This window comes from Streptomyces sp. NPDC048270 (assembly GCF_040652335.1).
GTDB lineage: Bacteria > Actinomycetota > Actinomycetes > Streptomycetales > Streptomycetaceae > Streptomyces.
This window is the reverse complement of record NZ_JBEZLV010000018.1, coordinates 74,666-91,466: the sequence shown is the minus strand read 5'-3', so window position 1 is coordinate 91,466 and position 16,801 is coordinate 74,666. Positions and strand designations below refer to the sequence as shown.

The 16,801-nt window shown below is 72.2% G+C and carries 18 protein-coding genes; 13 read left to right on the top strand and 5 right to left on the bottom strand.

What is annotated here, in order from left to right; all coding sequences use genetic code 11:
* Positions 1-47: 47 nt before the first annotated feature.
* The gene (cpt, locus tag AB0D66_RS18140; protein ID WP_362303829.1) at positions 48-581 is read right to left on the bottom strand and encodes a chloramphenicol phosphotransferase CPT; all 534 of its coding nucleotides are present in this window, start codon (positions 579-581) and stop codon (positions 48-50) included.
* Positions 582-933: 352 nt separating this feature from the next.
* On the opposite strand from cpt, the gene AB0D66_RS18135 reads away from it, so the two are divergent.
* On the top strand, positions 934-1,275 hold the full coding sequence (locus AB0D66_RS18135; RefSeq protein ID WP_362303826.1) for an STAS domain-containing protein: 342 nt from the start codon (positions 934-936) through the stop codon (positions 1,273-1,275).
* A 52-nt stretch (positions 1,276-1,327) separates the two neighbouring features.
* Here AB0D66_RS18135 and AB0D66_RS18130 read toward each other — a convergent pair whose 3' ends face one another.
* A complete protein-coding gene (locus AB0D66_RS18130; protein ID WP_362304017.1) occupies positions 1,328-2,482 on the bottom strand; it encodes an FAD-dependent oxidoreductase in 1,155 nt (384 codons plus the stop codon).
* 254 nt (positions 2,483-2,736) lie between these two features.
* Here AB0D66_RS18130 and AB0D66_RS18125 point away from each other — a divergent pair, with 254 nt between their 5' ends.
* From AB0D66_RS18125 to AB0D66_RS18090, 8 genes are all read left to right on the top strand, one after another.
* Positions 2,737-3,378, top strand: coding sequence for a TetR/AcrR family transcriptional regulator (locus tag AB0D66_RS18125; protein WP_362303823.1), 642 nt, complete (start codon positions 2,737-2,739; stop codon positions 3,376-3,378).
* A 131-nt stretch (positions 3,379-3,509) separates the two neighbouring features.
* Entirely contained in the window at positions 3,510-4,907 is a 1,398-nt protein-coding gene (locus AB0D66_RS18120) for an NUDIX domain-containing protein (RefSeq protein ID WP_362303820.1), read from the top strand.
* Positions 4,908-4,961: 54 nt separating this feature from the next.
* Positions 4,962-5,345: a hypothetical protein gene (locus AB0D66_RS18115; protein WP_362303818.1), complete on the top strand. Its 384-nt coding sequence runs from the start codon at positions 4,962-4,964 to the stop codon at positions 5,343-5,345.
* Entirely contained in the window at positions 5,302-5,904 is a 603-nt protein-coding gene (locus AB0D66_RS18110) for a methyltransferase domain-containing protein (protein WP_362303815.1), read from the top strand. The genes AB0D66_RS18115 and AB0D66_RS18110 overlap by 44 nt, the downstream gene beginning before the upstream one ends.
* Positions 5,905-6,018: 114 nt before the next feature.
* Complete coding sequence (gene efeO / locus AB0D66_RS18105) at positions 6,019-7,170, top strand: iron uptake system protein EfeO (RefSeq protein ID WP_362303813.1); 1,152 nt, start codon at positions 6,019-6,021, stop codon at positions 7,168-7,170.
* Between the two features lie 44 nt (positions 7,171-7,214).
* Positions 7,215-8,480, top strand: coding sequence for an iron uptake transporter deferrochelatase/peroxidase subunit (efeB, locus tag AB0D66_RS18100; protein WP_362303811.1), 1,266 nt, complete (start codon positions 7,215-7,217; stop codon positions 8,478-8,480).
* Positions 8,481-8,502: 22 nt separating this feature from the next.
* On the top strand, positions 8,503-9,366 hold the full coding sequence (gene efeU, locus AB0D66_RS18095; RefSeq protein ID WP_362303808.1) for an iron uptake transporter permease EfeU: 864 nt from the start codon (positions 8,503-8,505) through the stop codon (positions 9,364-9,366).
* A 119-nt stretch (positions 9,367-9,485) separates the two neighbouring features.
* On the top strand, positions 9,486-10,520 hold the full coding sequence (locus AB0D66_RS18090; protein WP_362303805.1) for a magnesium and cobalt transport protein CorA: 1,035 nt from the start codon (positions 9,486-9,488) through the stop codon (positions 10,518-10,520).
* A gap of 35 nt (positions 10,521-10,555) precedes the next feature.
* Here the strand turns inward: AB0D66_RS18090 and AB0D66_RS18085 are convergent, their stop codons facing one another.
* The 3 genes from AB0D66_RS18085 to AB0D66_RS18075 all read right to left on the bottom strand — a co-directional run bounded on the left by AB0D66_RS18085 (position 10,556) and on the right by AB0D66_RS18075 (position 14,447).
* The gene (locus AB0D66_RS18085) at positions 10,556-11,200 is read right to left on the bottom strand and encodes a dihydrofolate reductase family protein (protein WP_362304014.1); all 645 of its coding nucleotides are present in this window, start codon (positions 11,198-11,200) and stop codon (positions 10,556-10,558) included.
* Positions 11,201-11,284: 84 nt separating this feature from the next.
* The gene (locus tag AB0D66_RS18080; protein WP_362304011.1) at positions 11,285-13,027 is read right to left on the bottom strand and encodes a methyltransferase; all 1,743 of its coding nucleotides are present in this window, start codon (positions 13,025-13,027) and stop codon (positions 11,285-11,287) included.
* 205 nt (positions 13,028-13,232) lie between these two features.
* Positions 13,233-14,447, bottom strand: a complete 1,215-nt coding sequence (locus AB0D66_RS18075) for a 4-hydroxybenzoate 3-monooxygenase (protein ID WP_362304008.1) — start codon at positions 14,445-14,447, stop codon at positions 13,233-13,235.
* A 219-nt stretch (positions 14,448-14,666) separates the two neighbouring features.
* Between AB0D66_RS18075 and AB0D66_RS18070 the strand changes: the two genes are divergently transcribed.
* From AB0D66_RS18070 to AB0D66_RS18055, 4 genes are all read left to right on the top strand, one after another.
* On the top strand, positions 14,667-15,131 hold the full coding sequence (locus AB0D66_RS18070; protein WP_362303802.1) for a DUF4190 domain-containing protein: 465 nt from the start codon (positions 14,667-14,669) through the stop codon (positions 15,129-15,131).
* 114 nt (positions 15,132-15,245) lie between these two features.
* A complete protein-coding gene (locus AB0D66_RS18065) occupies positions 15,246-16,214 on the top strand; it encodes a TerC family protein (protein WP_362303799.1) in 969 nt (322 codons plus the stop codon).
* Positions 16,215-16,267: 53 nt separating this feature from the next.
* Positions 16,268-16,501, top strand: a complete 234-nt coding sequence (locus AB0D66_RS18060) for a hypothetical protein (protein WP_362303796.1) — start codon at positions 16,268-16,270, stop codon at positions 16,499-16,501.
* Positions 16,502-16,570: 69 nt separating this feature from the next.
* A complete protein-coding gene (locus AB0D66_RS18055; RefSeq protein WP_362303794.1) occupies positions 16,571-16,795 on the top strand; it encodes a hypothetical protein in 225 nt (74 codons plus the stop codon).
* Positions 16,796-16,801: the final 6 nt, after the last annotated feature.

Sequence of the window (16,801 nt, the reverse complement as noted above, 5' to 3'; positions counted from 1 at the left end):
GCGACCACCACGGCGTTCTGCCGGGCAGCCGGTAACCGGTCCGGCGGTCAGCTGACGCGGGCGGCGATGGTTCGCGCACACACCAGGGACTCGGTATGCGTCGTGTCCACCTCAAGGTCATAGAGCACCCCCCGGTGAACCACATCCGCCTGCGACGCGGCCATCCCCTGGACGCGGTCTCCTCGTGCGATCTCACGGCCTGCGGCGACCTCGCTCTCGCACCTGACGCCGACCCACAACACGGGCACTGCGCCCAGCGCCTTCTGCCACCGCTGCTGGGACGCCGCTCCGCCGAGGAAGACGTCATCGATGATGACCTTGGCGCCTGCACGGGCCATCGCCACGATGCCCTCCGTCCAGGCCGCCTCCAGCGCGCGGAACTCCGCCCCGACGCTCACCCGGCCATCCGCCGCGAACACGATCCCCTCGTCCGACGCCCGCATCCTCGCGGGCATGGCGTCGACGAACGCGTCGCACCCGAACGCCAGCCACGGATCCGGCAGTACGGCCTGCAGGCACCGCACGATCCCTGACTTCCCCGCGCTGGAACCACCGTTGAGAATGATCATCTGAGTCGTCACCGCGCCACGGTAAGGCGCCCTCCCGCACGGCACGAAACGAATAACGAACAGCGGCACACTCCGCGCCGCGAGCGAGGAGCCGGGCGCGGCCGGCGTTGCCGTACCCAGGTTCTGGCCGCGGCGTCACCGACCGGGCGCACCCATGGGGGTGGAACTCCGGCCGAGTTCGCTCGGCGCGGACGCGGGTGGCCGGGGCCGGGGCCCCTACCGGCCGAGCGGCCCGGACGGGGCTGGTTTCCGCCGCCCGTTACGGGTGGGCCGGCACGGCGGTGAAGAGGGCCGGCCGACCCCTCCGGGGGCGTCCCCACCCGTCGTGTCCCCCCGCACGCCCAGCCTGCTTCATCATGGCGGTATGGAAGATCCAGAAGCCGGTGGTGAACGGGGCGTGTGGGTGAACGGTGATGATCAGCGACTTGTCGTGCACGTCGGCGGGGAGATGGACATCGACCGGGTCTCGATGCTGCACGACGCCCTGCACGCGGCGATCACCCAACCCGGCGGCCCGGAGGAGATCGTCGTCGACCTGTCCGAACTCCTCTTCTGCGACTCCTCCGGACTCAGCGGACTCGTCCAAGCCCGGCACACCGCGGCGGAGCACGGCCGGCACATCAGCCTGCGCGCCCCGAGGCCCCAGTTCCTTCGCCTGCTGGAGATGACCGGCGCGGACGCCCTCTTCACGGTCACGGACAGCTGACCCGGTAGACGGGGCCCCGGCGCTTGCGGGCGCCGGGCGGGGCCGCGCCGGGTCAGGCGGGCGACGGGAGGGCGACCGGCGCGTTGTCGCGTTCGGCCTGCACGAGCTGCTGGCGCGTGCCGCCGCGGGACATGAGGTGCAGCTTGTATCCGCCCGGCTTGTCGCCCTCGTCGGCGAGGTGCTTGACCACGCCGGAGCAGACGAGTTCCTTGAGCTTCGCGCCGAGTCGGCCGTCGATGTTGAACCACACCGCGTGGTCGAGCCGGTCGGCGAACTGGAAGATGCCGTCCGCCCGGCCCAGGCTGATGCACTGGGCGCCGAAGACCTGGTTGAGCGAGGCGGGCTGTTCGCCTCCGATCCGGCTGAGTACGGTGTCGGCGGCCCGGGCTCCCATCGGCATCGCGGCCTGGCAGCTCATCCGCAGCGGCAGGCCCGACGGCGCCGCCGAGTCACCGGCGGCGACGATACGGTCGTCGTCCACGCTGGTCAGGGTCTCGTCCGTGAGCAGGCGGCCCAGCGGGTCGGTGCTCAGCCCGCTGCGCGCGGCCAGGTCCGGCACCCCGAAGCCGACGGTCCAGATGGTCACCTCGCTCGGCAGCGTGCGGCCGCCGCCGAGCCGTACGGCATCGCGGGTCACGGCCGTCACCTTCGTGTCGGGGCCCTCGACGACGCTCACCCCGAGCCTGGCCAGCCGCCTGGCGACCGAGCGCCGGCCCCGGGCGTGCAGGTACGGGCCGAGCAGCCCCCCGCAGACCAGCGTCACCGCCCGGCCCGCCTCCGCCAGCTCGGCCGCGGTCTCGATGCCGGTGGGCCCCGCGCCGATGACCGTCACCGCGGCCGTCGCGGGCGCGGCGTCGAGGACCGGGCGCAGCCGCTGCGCGTCCTCGAAGGTGGCGATCGGGTGGGCGAATTCGGCGGCTCCGGGCACGGTCGGATCGGCGCTGCCGCTGCCCACCGCGTAGATGAGGTGGTCGTATCTCAGCGTGCCTCCATCCGCCAGGACAAGGCTGCGGCCGGCCGCGTCGATCCGGGTGACGGTGTCGACGACCAGCCGGACGCGGTCGGCGAGGACGTCCTCGTACGCGACGACCGCGCCGTCGGTCCCGCCCACCAGCTGGTGCAGCCGGATCCGGTGGACGAACGAGGGACGCGGGTTGATCAGCGTCACCGTCACGTCGGAGCGCCGGGTGAGGCGGTTGGCCGCCATGACACCGGCGTACCCGCCGCCGATCACGACCACGTCGATGTTCTTCTCGCTCACGGTGACTCCTTCGTCTGTGGGTTCGGCCTTGAGACACCGGCGAGCCGGTGGTTGTGACAGGCCTGGCGCATGACACACGTAAGTCTCACTGGCATGCAGTCACTGCACTGCTGTGCAATGACTGCATCAAGATATACTCATCGGGTGATCAACCGTCAAGAGATCCGCCAACGCCCCCGACCCGAGAGCGACGGGCCACGATGACCAGTGAGGACCCGGCCCGCCGCGGCGGGCGCGAAGCGCAACGGCGCCGTACCCGCAAGGCGATCGTCGAGGCGGCGGTCCGGCTGAGCGCCGGGGGTGCGACGCCGTCCATCGATGAGATCGCTGCCGCCGCGGACGTCTCGCGGCGCACGGTCTACGTGTACTTCCCGAGCCTCGACCACCTGCTGATCGATGCGACCGCCGGCGCGCTCAACGAGCCCCCGGTCGAAGAGGCCTTGGCGGATCCCGCACTCGCCGACGACCCCGCGGCGCGGGTGGACGCCCTGATAAGGACGCTCTTGAAGTACTCACCGCAGTCGCTGCCCCTGGGCCGCCGCCTGATCCGGCTGACCGTCGATCCCCCGACCACCGGAGCCGACGAGCCGACCGGCCCCCGCCGCGGCCCCCGACGAGTCGAATGGCTGGAGGAGGCGTGCGCGCCGCTGCGCGACACCCTGGAACCGGAAGCGTTCCGGCGGCTGATCTCGGCCCTGACGATCGTGGTCGGCTGGGAGGCCCAGATCGCCCTGCGCGACGTCCGCGGCCTCGGCCCGCAGGACGAGGAGGAGGCCATCACCTGGGCAGCACGCGCCCTCGTCGAAGCCGCGATCAGAGAACACGAGGCCGGTACCGCTTAGCACAATGGCCCGCCGCCGGAGGGGCGAGATCACAAGCGTTCGCCCAGTACCCCCGAATGGGTCGTGACGCAGTCGTTCCGGCGGCATTCTGGGAGCACCTGTACCAGTCCTGCTCCCCTCCGGAGGATGCCGTGAATTCAGGGGTGAGCGGCTCCGCCGCCCGGCACACGGTGCCGGTCGACGTCCACCTCATCCTGCGCCGCGAGGGCGAGCACGGCCCCGAGGTGCTGCTGTCGCGCCGCGCGGGGCCGGTGTACGCGTCCGGCCTGTGGCACCTCCCGTCCGGGCACCTCGACCCGGGCGAGGACATGGTCGAGGCGGTGATCCGGGAAGCGCGCGAGGAGACGGGCGTCCTCATCGACCTCGGCAGCGTCGCCGCGGCCGTCACCGTCCACCACCGCCCTCCCATGGGTACGCGGTCCCGGATCGGGGTCTTCTTCGAAGTGCGGTGGTGGTCGGGGCGGCCCCACGTGAGGGAGCCGGACCGGTGCGACGGCATGGGCTGGTACCCGCTGGACGGGCTGCCGGATCCGATGGTGGCGTACTGCCGGGCCGGCCTGGACGCCTACCGCGCCGGACTGCCCGCCGCCGTGCACTTCCAGCGCCCCGGCGACCATGTCCCCCACACCCCGGACGGCCCCGACCGCACCCGGCTCCTGCCCGGCCCGCCCGCCGGCGGGGTGGAGCTGCCGTACCGGCTCCGGGCGTTCGCCGAACAGACCGTCGGCCCGATCACCGAGGCGGCGGAGGCCTCCTGGGCGCGGAACCGGAACCGGGTCTGGCGGATCACCGGGGCCGACGGCGGCGTCTGGTACCTCAAACGGCACCGTGGGGCGCGGTTCCACGAGCGGGAGGTGGCCGCGTACCGGACGTGGGTGCCGGCGCTCGGCGCCCGGGCGCCCCGCCTCGTCGCGGCGGACACCACCGCGCGGGCCGTCCTCGTCACCGCGCTGGCGGGGCGCTCCCCGAACGGCATGCTCCTCGACGCCGCTGCCGAGGGGCGTGTCCAGCATGAACTGGGCCGCCTGGCCTCTGCCCTGCACCGCAGCGGACCGGAGCGGCCGACCGGCCCATCGGCGGCTCCGGACAAGGTGAGGCGTCATCTGGCGGAGGCCGGGCCGCACCTGGCCGATGGGGACGAGGAGCTGGTCCTCGCCCTGACCCGCGTGTACGGGGACCTCCCGCGGCCCGTGGTGGTGCCCACGCACGGGGACCTGCAGTACCGCAACTGCCTCCTCACCGACGACGGCGCGCTGCGGCTGTTCGACTTCGAGCGGTCGGAGTACGCCACCGCCACCCGGGACATGGCGCGCCTGAGCGACACCTGGACCGGGCGGCCCGAGCTGCGCGCCGCGTTCCTCGACGGGTACGGCAGGCCTCTCACGCCGGCCGAGGAGCTGCGCCTGGACTGCGAGACGGCCTTCGACGCCGTTTCGGGCATCGCGTACGGCACCGCCCACGCCGACCCGGAGGTCGCCGAACGCGGCCGCCGCACCTTGCACCGGCTCCACGCCGCCAAGGGTCTCTAGTGCTGTGACCGCAAGACCGCCGTACGGGAGTGCCGGGAGGAGACCGGGCTCGTCATGTCCGGGCCTCCGCGGCTGCTCGCCGCGGTCTTCGGACTCCCCGGCAAGGAGTGGCCGCTGAGCACGGTGGGCTACGTCTTCGACGGCGGCCGCCTCACGCCCGGCCGGCTCGCCGACATCGTCCTGGACCCGGACGAGCACGACGAGGTACGCGCCCTGACCGTTCCCCGGTGGCGGGAGCTGATGCCCGGCCGGGACCACGCTCGGCTCGAGGCAGCCGTCGCGGCCCGCCGCACGGGGGTACCGGTGTACTTCGACACCTGGGACCGGGAGGCCTGGAGGAGCAACGGATCGACCGGCCCTGACCACCCCGCAGCAGGAAGGCGCCCACCCACACATGAACACCACACCCACCATGCACGACTGGCACGCCCACTATGACGGCGGCCGGGACTTCCGGCCGCTCACCGAAACCGAGAGGAACGTCCTCAGCCGGCACCTGGCTCTACCGGAGGGGGAGCAGGGTTCCCGGGCGCTGGACGTGGCCTGCGGGACCGGCGGACTGGCGCGATTCCTCGCCCAGGAGTTCGGGTACCGGGTCGATGCGGTGGACTGGGCGGAGTCCGCGCTCGCCCGCGCGGCGGCGACCACGTCTGAGGGGATCGCCTACCACCGGCTCGACGTCACCAGCGGGGACGTGGCCGCCCTCGCGCCGCACGGCGGGTACCGGCTCATCGCCATGCGGCGGGCCTTGGCCCACCTGCCCGACCGCGCCCGCGTCATGGCCGGCCTCGCCGCGCTCCTCGCTCCCGCGGGCGTCCTGTGCGTGATCACCCCGCACGCCGGCCGGCACCGGCCGGATCTGCGCGGGATCTGCCTGGACGACGCGGAGCTCGACCAGGTCTGCGAGGGCTGGCGGCGCGCGGAGCGCTTCGAGGCCGGCGACTCCACCGTCCTGCTGCTCCGCGGGCCCGGGGCCGGCGCTCGTCGGGTCACGTGAGGCTCTCGATCAGGTAATGGTGCGGGCAAATCCGCCGCTCAGCTGTGCCGGAGGAAGTAAGGGTCAGCTAAGTTAGGGCCGCCTCACCCCCCTTCCTCATCGCCAGGAGCCTCCATGCGTCCCGCCCGCCTCACTGTCATCGTCGCCGCCTCTGCCGTGGCCGCACTGACCGCTGTCACCGGCTGCGCCGACAAGAGCGCCGGAGGCAGTGACGGGGCGGTCAAGGTCGCCGCGTCGGACAGCGCCTGCGAGGTCTCCAAGACCGAGTTCCCGGCGGGCAAGGTCACCATCGACGTGGAGAACAAGGGCTCCAAGGTCACCGAGCTCTACGTGCTCTTCCCCGACGACCGGATCGTCACCGAGCGCGAGAACATCGGTCCCGGCACCAAGGCCTCCATCACCGCCGAGATCAAGGCCGGCGACTACGAGATCGTCTGCAAGCCCGGCATGAAGGGCGACGGCATCCGCCAGAAGGTCAAGGCCACCGGCCAGGGCGGCGGCGAGAAGCGCAGCCCCGAGCTGGACGCCGCGGTCGCCGCGTACCGCAAGTACGTGCAGGAGCAGGCCGACGAGACACTGCCGAAGGCCCAGGTCTTCGCGGACGCCGTCAAGGCCGGGGACGTCGAGGCCGCGAAGAAGGCCTACGCCCCCTCCCGCATCGGCTGGGAGCGCACCGAGCCGGTCGCCGAGTCCTTCGGCGACATCGACCCGAAGGTCGACGTCCGCGAGGACGGTCTGGAGGCCGGCCAGGACCCGGCGAAGGACTGGACCGGCTGGCACCGCCTGGAGAAGGCGCTGTTCCAGGACGGCAAGATCGGCGACGAGGAGAAGAAGCTCGCCGACACCCTGATCACCGACCTCACCGACTGGCAGAAGAAGGTCGGCCAGGCGGAGATAACCCCGACCTCCATGGCCAACGGCGCGAAGGAGCTGCTCGACGAGGTCGCCACCGGCAAGGTGACCGGCGAGGAAGAGCGCTACAGCCACACCGACCTCGTCGACTTCAAGGCCAACGTCGAAGGCGCGCAGAAGTCCTACGAGCTCCTGAAGCCGACCGCGCAGAAGAACGACCCGGAGCTCGCCAAGCAGCTGGACACGCAGTTCGCCGCGCTGTCCGCACTGCTCGACAAGTACCGGGCCGACAAGGCCTCCTACGAGTTCACCTCGTACGACAAGGTCGGCGAGGCGGAGCGCAAGGAGCTCTCGGACGGTGTGAACGCGCTGGCCGAGCCGCTCTCGAAGCTGGCCGCCGCGGTCGTCAAGTAGTCCCGGCCGGACGGAAGCATGGACGGGAGAGGCGGGAGAGCCGGATGAGTGACTCGGAGCCGGAGCAGGCCGGCAGTGCGGCGCACACGCCCTCGCGGCGCGCCGTGCTCGGCTGGGGCGGTGCCGGGCTCGCGCTCGGTGCCGCCGCGGCCGGCGGCGGGGTCGCCGCCTTCCACGCCGGATCGGACGCGGTCCCCGCGGCCGCGGCGGGCGGCGCCGTGCCCTTCCACGGGCAGCACCAGGCCGGGATCGCGACGGCGGTCCAGGACCGGCTGCACTTCGCGGCCTTCGACGTGAAGACCAAGGACCGTGCCGAGCTGGTCTCGCTGCTGAAGGAATGGACCGTCGCGGCCCGGCTGATGACGGCCGGGCTCCCGGTCGGCGAGGGCGGCTTCGGCGGCCTGCCCCAGGCTCCGCCGGACGACACGGGTGAGGCGCTGGGTCTGAAGCCCTCCCGACTGACCCTGACCATCGGGTTCGGCCCGGGCCTGTTCGCCAAGGACCGTTTCGGCCTGGACGGCAGGCGCCCCGCGGCTCTGGTGGACCTGGAGCTGTTCCCGGGCGACAACCTGGACCCGGCCCGCTCCGGCGGCGACCTCTGCGTCCAGGCCTGCGCCGACGACCCGCAGGTCGCGGTGCACGCCATCCGGCAGCTCGCCCGCATCGGCTTCGGCCGGACCGCGATGCGCTGGTCGCAGCTCGGCTTCGGCAAGACGTCCTCCACCACGCCGGACGAGCAGACCCCGCGCAACATGATGGGGTTCAAGGACGGCACCCGAAACATCTCGGGCACCGACACCGCGGCCCTGGACCAGCACGTGTGGGTGGGCGCCGGGGACGGCGGCGACTGGATGACCGGGGGCTCCTACCTGGTCGCCCGGCGCATCCGCATGAACATCGAGACCTGGGACCGCACCTCCCTCCAGGAGCAGGAGGACATCTTCGGCCGCGACAAGGGCGAGGGCGCTCCGGTCGGCAAGTCCAGGGAACGCGACGAGCCGTTCCTGAAGGCCATGAAGCCCGAGGCGCACGTCCGCCTCGCACACCCCGACAGCAACAACGGGGCGACCATCCTGCGCCGCGGCTACTCCTTCACCGACGGCACGGACGGTCTGGGCCGGCTCGACGCGGGCCTGTTCTTCCTCGCCTACCAGCGCGACGTCCGCACCGGCTTCGTGCCGGTCCAGCGCAGCCTGGCGAAGTCCGACGTCCTCAACGAATACATCCAGCACGTGGGTTCGGCCGTCTTCGCCGTCCCGCCGGGCGTCCGCGACAAGGACGACTGGTGGGGCCGGACACTGTTCTCTTGATCAACACCGTGGAGGGACCGCCGTGTTCGGCAACTACCTGATCGGCCTGCGCGAGGGCCTGGAAGCCAGCCTCGTCGTCTGCATCCTGATCGCCTACCTCGTCAAGACCGAGAACCGGGCCGCACTGCGCCCGGTGTGGCTCGGCGTCGGGATCGCCTGCGCGATCTCGCTCGCCTTCGGCGCCCTCCTCGAGTTCGGCACCCAGGAGCTCACCTTCGAGGCGCAGGAGCTGATCGGCGGGACCCTGTCGATCCTCTCCGTCGGCCTGGTGACGTGGATGGTCTTCTGGATGAAGCGCACCGCCCGGCACCTCAAGGCCGAACTCCACGGCAAGCTCGACGCCGCCCTCGCCGTCGGTACCGGCGCGCTGGTGACCACCGCCTTCCTCGCGGTGGGCCGCGAGGGCCTGGAGACCGCCCTGTTCGTGTGGGCCTCGGTACGCGCCGGCGGCGAGGGATCCCCCGCGCCGCTGGCCGGGGTACTACTGGGCATCGCCACGGCGATCGTGCTGGGCTGGCTGTTCTACCGCGGTGCACTGAAGATCAACCTGGCGAGGTTCTTCAAGTGGACCGGGGCCATGCTGGTGGTCGTGGCCGCGGGCGTGCTGGCGTACGGGGTCCACGACCTCCAGGAGGCCCGCTTCCTGGGCGGCCTGGAGAACAGGGCCTTCGACATCAGCGGGGTCATCCCGCCGGACAGCTGGTACGGGGTCCTGCTCAAGGGCGTCTTCAACTTCCAGCCCGACCCGACGGTCCTCCAGCTGGCGGTGTGGGCGCTCTACCTGGCCGTGACCATGGCCGTCTTCCTCGCCCCGTCGCGGGGAGCGGGAACCCAGGCCGCAGGAGAGCAGGCGCCGCAGACGCAGAGCGGCGCACAAGCCGGCTGAGCCGCAGATCAGGCGCGGTACGCAGCACACCGCAGGCCCCTCGGCGGCGTGCGGTGATCATGCGCCGGTCGCGGGTAGGTTGCCTCCCTGGACGTCCGACGGCAGACAGGAGGCGGCACATGGCGGCGCGGTACGGGAACGAGACCGGGGGCCTGCCCTCGGCGGTGGTGGACTGCGCCCTGTACGAGAACGGGAAGCGGATCCCCGGGCAGGTGAACCTGGGCAGGATCCTGGAGCGGATAGACCCCGAGGCGGGGCGGTTCGCGTGGATCGGCCTGTACGAGCCGAGCGGAGCGCAGCTGCAGGAGGTTGCCGAGGCCTTCGGCCTGCACCCCCTGGCCGTCGAGGACGCCGTCCACGCGCATCAGCGGCCCAAGTTGGAGCGCTACGGCGACATGCTGTTCCTGGTTCTGAAGACGATCGTCTACGTCGACCACGAGAAGGTCACCGCGACCAGCGAGATCGTCGACACCGGCGAGATCATGGTCTTCGCCGGGCCCGGATACGCCATCACCGTGCGCCACGGCAGCGCCCCGTCGCTGGACGGGGTGCGGCAGCAGCTCCAGGACGACCCGCGGCAGCTGGGCTGCGGGCCCGCGGCCGTCCTGCACGCGGTCGCGGACATGGTCGTGGACCGGTACGTCGAAGTGGCGGACGCCTTCGCCGGCGATGTCGACACGCTGGAGAGCGAGGTCTTCTCCCCGGACCTGCCGGTGGACGCCGGGCGCATCTACCAGCTCAAACGCGAACTCCTGGAGTTCAAGCGCGCTGTGATGCCGTTGGCACCTGCGCTCCAGCGCCTCAGTGAGGGCAGCGTCGCGCAGATCCCGAAGGACGTGGCCACCTACTTCCGGGACGTCGCCGACCACCACCACCGGGTCAGCGAGCAGATCCTGTCCTTCGACGAGCTGATCGCGGGGATGCTCAGTGCCAGCATCGCCCAGCTCGGCGTCCAGCAGAACGCCGACATGCGCCGGATCAGCGCATGGGCGGCCCTGGTCGCCGTCCCCACCATGATCGTCGGCGTGTACGGCATGAACTTCGACCACATGCCCGAACTGCGTTCCCCGTACGGCTACCCGGCCGTCTGGATCCTCATCGTCACCGTGTGCACGGTCGTCTACCGGGCCCTGCGCCGCAACAAGTGGCTCTAGGCCGAAGCGTGCCGCCGGGTGGGTTGGGGTCGGGCTCAGTCGCCGGTCGTGGCGCCGCGGTCGGGTGCGCTCATGTCCCCCGTCGCGGGGATGCCGTCGGCGAGGCCGTAGCGGAGGTGCACGGCGCCCTTCGGGCCGGCCGCCGGGGGTGCGAGGAGGGTGAGGTTGGTGGGTACCGCGCCGTCGTCGAAGACCTTCTTCCCGACGCCGAGCACGATCGGGTGCAGCCAGAGGTCGAGGCGGTCGAAGAGCTTCTCGCGCAGGAGGGTCTGGACGAGGTTGAGGCTTCCGACGACCTTCACGTTCTCGTGCCGGTCGCGGATCTCGCGCACCGCGTCGGCCAGGTCGGGGCCGAGCTGCGTGGACCCCGCCCACGAGAGGTCGGGCCTGCCGCGGGAGGCCACGTACTTCGGGATGCGGTTGAAGAGCTCGGCGATCTCACCGTCCTCGCCGCCCTTCTGGTGGGGCCAGAAGGCGGCGAAGATGTCGTACGTCCGCCGGCCGAGCAGGAGGGCGTCCGTGCCCTCGTACGCGGCACCGATCTGTGCCCCGGCGACCTCGTCCAGCAGCGGCGCCTGCCAGCCGCCGAAGGGGAACCCGATGGGGTCCTCGTCGGGGCCGCCGGGCGCCTGCCCGACGAGGTCGAGGGTCGCGAACATCTCGATGTGGATGAGTCCCATGGCCTGCTCCCGGTGGTCGGTCGTCCCAGTCAAGGGATAGACCTGCAGATCGCCCCGAACTCATCGCCGCTACGGCACCCGCTTTCACCCGGTCGGGGTCGTCCACGGTCGCGGTGCGGAACCCGAGCCCTCGGGCGGGGCCTTGCGGGCGTGCAGGACGTGGGCCTCCAGGGGTAGGGGCGTGCGGTCGAGGAGCTCCAGTCCGGCGTCGGCGAGGAGCCGGGCGTAGTGCTCGGCCGTGCGCTCGCGGCCGCCGACGTTGCACATCATGTGCAGGTCCCAGGCCGTGGCCAGCGAGGGGGAGGCGTCGGCGGGCAGGAGCCGTTCCACGATCAGCAGGTCGGCGTGGGCGGGCATCGCGCGGGCGCAGTGGCGCAGGATCTCCCGGCACCGGTCGTCGTCCCAGTCGTGCAGGATGCGGGACAGGACGTAGACGTCGCCGCCGTGGGGCAGGTCGGCGAAGTCGCCGCTGAGGTAGTCGCAGCGGGCGCCGCAGCCCATGGCGTCGAGCGAGCGGTGGGCGGCCTCGACGGCGTGGGGGCGCTCCAGGAGCGCGCCGCGCAGTCGCGGGTGGGCGGTGAGGATGCGGCCGAGGAGTTCCCCGTTGCCGCCGGCCACGTCGATGACGGTCCTGGGGGCCCGGGCCCGGGCCGCGGCGGTGATCACCGGGTGGTCGGGGAGCGGCTGGAACATGCGGGAGCTCGCCGACATCGACCGGTCGAAGAGGTCGGCGAGTTCGGGGTCGCGGGCGAAGTGGTCGAAGTGGTTCTCGCCGAAGAGGTGGTCGAAGGCCGGCTGCCCGGTCCGTACGGTGTGGTCCAGGGCGGCGAAGGAACGGTAGAAGGGGCCCGCGTACATCAGGGCGAGCGGGCGCATCGTGTCGGGCGAGTCGGCGCGCAGCAGACGGCCGAGCGGGGTCAGGCGGAAGCCGTCCCGGCCCTCGGCTCCCCCGGCCACGACACCGAGCATCGCGAGGTAGCGCAGGAGCGTGGCGAGGCTGTCGGGGCGGGTGCCGGTACGCCGGGCGAGCTCCGGGGTGCTGGTGGCTGCTTCGGTGTCCATGGCGTCGGGCAGGTGAAGGCGCGTGAACGCGCCGAGGGCCTGGGTGGCCCATGCTCCGGTGAGGAGGTGGAGGAGCGATTCAGCGGGGCCGCGGGCGCCGGGGTGCTCGTCGGGTTCTAGGTGGGCCGCGAGGGCGTCGGGGTGGTCGCCGGGCGTGTACAGCTCCAGGCGCCGGTAGCCGCACGCGGTGGCTCGGGGAGCGGTGAAGTACAGGACGGTGCCGTCCTCGTGCGGGTTGTATCCGCCGCCGTCGGGGCGGGCGCCGTGGCGGGTGAGCACCGTGCACAGGCCGCGCAGGACCAGCGGGTCCGGGTGCTCCAGTTCGAAGGCGAGATGGGCCTCGTGGCCGCGGGCCCGCTCGTGCGCGGCGATCGGTTCCAGGTCCGAGCCGGCGGGCACCGTGAGGGCGAACACCTCCACCGCGCGGCGCTCCCCGAGGAGGCCGGGGACGCGGGGGCGCAGGATCCGGACGTCGAGTTCGGCCGCGTCGCGGTGGTGGCGCCGGGCGAGGCGCTCCCGTACGACGACGCTGGGCTGGGACGGGGTGTCGGCGGCCAGCCCGCAGTCGGCGAACTGGTCGCGCAGGTGCCCCGGGTCGGGTGGGAACAGCAGCAGGCCGGCGTGGGCGAACCGGCAGTGCGCGGCCACCGACTCCAGTTCGGGTCCGCGCAGGCCGGGCAGCAGCAGGGGCAGCAGGGTCGAGCTGTCGTGTTCGCGTACGAAGGCGGCAGCCGCGTGCAGGCGGGCCGTGTCCTGGAGGAGCATCGCTTCGCCGCCGGCAGGCGTCTCGGCTGCGGGGAGGTCGGGGCCGGCGGGGAGGGTCGTCGTCGTCATCACGGGGGGTGTCCTCAGGCGGGTGCTGGGGCGGATCAGGGCAGGGCAGGGCGGGGCAGGGCGTGGCGGCGCTGGGGTGGTACGGGGCGGGGGGGCGCGGAGGGGAAGGGGCGTGGCACCGGAGTGGGGTGCCGGGTCACACGCCGACGTAGTTCTCGGCGAACCAGTCCTGGTGCGCGCGCGAGGTGCGCAGCGAGTCGAGGCGCGCACGTCGCAGGGAGCCGTGGAAGAACGATCCTTCGTCCGGGTCCTGGCCGGGGATCGCGTGGAGCAGGCCCGTCATCCACTGGGTGAATTCCTGCGCCCGCCAGATGTACGCCAGGCACTGCGTCGAGTAGCGGTCGAGGGCTGCGCCGTTCCCCTGGGCAAGCGCCTCGGCCAGGGCGCCGGCCAGGAGCTCTGCCTCCAGGACGGCGAGGTTCGCGCCCTTCGCGGCGGCCGGGGCGGTCAGGCTGGCCGCGTCACCGGCGAGCAGGAGCGAGCCGTGGCGCAGCGAGTCGACCACGTCGCACGCCAGGTCGACGACACAGCGCTCGATGATCGGCCCCCTGTGCAGCGGGCCGTGGTCCGCTGCGCGCATCCGCAGGTCGAGCTCGTCCCAGATCCGCTCCTCGGACCACGCGTCGGCGGGCAGGCCCCGGCCGCACTGGAGGTAGTAGCGCGTGATCTGCGGGCTGCGGGCCATATGGCCGGCGAAGCCCCGGTCGTGGACGGCGTAGCCGACGGCGTCGAGGCTGGGCGGGGCCTCGGCGAGCAGGCCGAGCCAGCTCACGCCGTAGTCGTGGCGGTGGCGCACCGCACCCGGCGGCAGCGAGCGGCGGGCCGCACCGTGCCGGCCGTCGCAGCCGGCCACGTACCGGGCGTCCCACCGGGCGGGACGGCCGTCGGGTTCGCGGGTGGTGACGTACGGCGCGGCGCCGTCGGCGTCGTGGACGGCCAGCGCCTCGGTGCCGAAGCGGATCCGCCCGCCGGCGTCGAGGTAGCGCGCCAGGAGGTCGGTCACCAGGTTCTGCTGGGGGTAGACGGTGTGCTGCTCGCCACGGCCCAGGGCGGCGTAGTCGAGGCGGAAGCGGCCCTCCGCCGTGCGGAACTCGCACGTGCCGTGGGTCCGTCCGTGGCGGTGGATTCCTTCGGCGAGGCCGTGGCGGTCGAGGACCCGTACGGTGTTCGGCGCGAGGAAGCCGGCCCGGGCGCGGGTCTGGATGTGGGAGCGGTCAGCGCGTTCGAGGACGACGCAGTCGATCCCGGCGGCAACCAGAAGGTTGCCGAGCACGAGGCCGGCGGGACCGGCACCGAGAACGACGACGTCGGCTGATTCGCATAACGTTCGGCAATTGCGACTTTCTGTCATGGCGCGGGAATCATAAGCACGGAAAAAATGGCGAACGATCATGGTTCATTCGAATGCGGTAATAGAGTGAAAATCGCCGGACGGCGACGGAACCCACTGCGGTGGGGTGGGATCCGGCCCCACGGCGGGTTTGCAACGGCGGGTTCGTGGCAGACGGGCTGAACAGCCCTGCCTTGCAGGGCAGTTGGTCAGCAGCCGAGCCACGAAGGGGCCCCTCCCATGTCCGACGCGTATCGCTCCCCCGACCACACCGGCCCCACCCCTCAGCCCACTCCCACCACATCCGCCACTCCCGCATCCCCGCCCCCGGCCTCTCCCCCGCCCGCGGCCGCGCCCGGCAAGGCCCGCAACGGCCTGGCCGTGGCCGCGCTGGTCACCGGCATCGCGTCCCTGCTGCTGCTGTGGCTGTGGTTCGTCGGCCTCCCGCTGGCCCTGGTGGCCATCGGTCTCGGCATCGCCGCCCTGCGCAGGGCCCGCGGCGGCGCCGGCGGCCGCGGTATGGCCGTCACCGGCGTGGCGCTGGGCGCCGTGACCGTGGTCATCGCGGGGATCCTGGTCGCCGTCGGGGTGTCCCTGCTCAACTCCGACGAGGGCAAGGACCTGCGGTCCTGTCTCGACGGTGCCCGGACGCAGCAGGAGCAGCAGGCCTGCACCGACCGCTTCAACGACGACGTCGACGACTGACGCGGAGCCGGCCCGGCAGGGCCCCTTCCGGCCGGTCGGAGGACAACCCGGCGCCCATCCCGCAGACTCGTACGTAAGGGGGGCGCCCTACCTGCCGTCCCGCGGGGGCTCGCCGTGCACGATGTGCCCTACTGGCTGTGGATCGTCTTCGCCGCCACCGTCCTGGTGTCGCTGGCGGTCGATCTGCTTGCCCACCGGGAGGCGCACGTCATCGGCTTCCGCGAGGCGGCCGCGTGGAGCGGAGTGTGGGTCGGTCTGGCGCTGGCCTTCGGGGGCGCCGTCTTCGCCATCGTGGGCACGCAGGCCGGCGTCGAGTACACCACGGCGTGGCTGCTGGAGAAGAGCCTGTCGGTCGACAACCTCTTCGTCTTCGCCCTGATCTTCGGCTATTTCAAGGTCCCGCGGGCCTACCAGCACCGCGTGCTGTTCCTCGGCGTGCTGGGCGCCCTGGTGTTCCGGGGCCTGTTCCTCGCGGCCGGCGTCGCGGTCGTCAGCCGGTTCACGGCCGTCCTGTACGTCTTCGCGGCCATCCTCTTCTACAGCACGTACAAGATCCTCAGGGAGGAGGACGACAGCTTCGACCCGGGGCGGAGCATCGCGGTGCGGCTGCTGCGGAAGATCATGCCGGTCCGCGACGAGTACGCCGGGACGAAGTTCTTCCTCAAGGAGGCGGGCAGACGGGTCGCGACCCCGCTGCTCGCGGTGGTGGCCGCGATCGAGGCGGCGGACCTGGTCTTCGCCGTGGACAGCGTGCCGGCCGTGCTCGCGGTGAGCAGCGACGCCTTCATCGTCTACAGCAGCAACGCGTTCGCCATCCTCGGGCTCCGGGCGCTGTACTTCATGCTGGCCGGCATGCTGGACCGCTTCCACTACCTCGGCAAGGGGCTGGCGCTGATCCTCGCCTTCATCGGCGTGAAGCTGGTCCTGCAGGCCTCGCACAAGCTGATCAGCCCGGCGATCCCGGAGATCCCCTCACCGCTCAGCCTCGCCGTGATCGTCCTCGTCCTCGCCGCGTCCGTGGCCCTGAGCCTGCTGCGGCCGCCGCCTTCCGACGAGGACGCGCCCGCACGCACCGCCGACTGACCTCGGTCCAAAGGGCTCTTCAAATCGGAGCAAAGCGGACGTAAAGTCGAAATATGTACGAAGAAAAGCACCCTGCGGCGACCCGCCCCGGCAGCCTCTGCCCGTCCTGCAAGCAGCCCCTGCCCTCGACGGTCCAGCGGTACAAGACGATGGGCGTGTACGTCCCGCTGTACGCCGACGCACCCTGCGCCAACCCCGCCTGCCCGGGAGCCGCGCACCATGACCGGACCACACCCGAAACCGACCCGACGCGGCGGACCGCGGGACCGGCTCAAGCCGCCTCCTAGCCCGGCCCCGCTCCCCCGGGCCGATGGTCGGGGGACGACAACGCCCCGCCCCTGCCGCACCCTGAAGACATGAACCCCGCTCCCATCGTCGTGCACCGGCCCGCCCCGGACGGCAGCCGGCAGGTCGCGCTGCACCGCGACGGACGCGAGGAGCCCCTCGGCCTGGCCCGCTCCGACCACGACCTGATCGTCTTCCTCGAGGCCGCCGGGGTGATCGAGCCGGAGAACGTGCTCGACGATCCGCAGCTGGTGGAGTGGCGGGGCGCCCGGCCCCACCAGTGGCACGCCGGCTGACCAGGC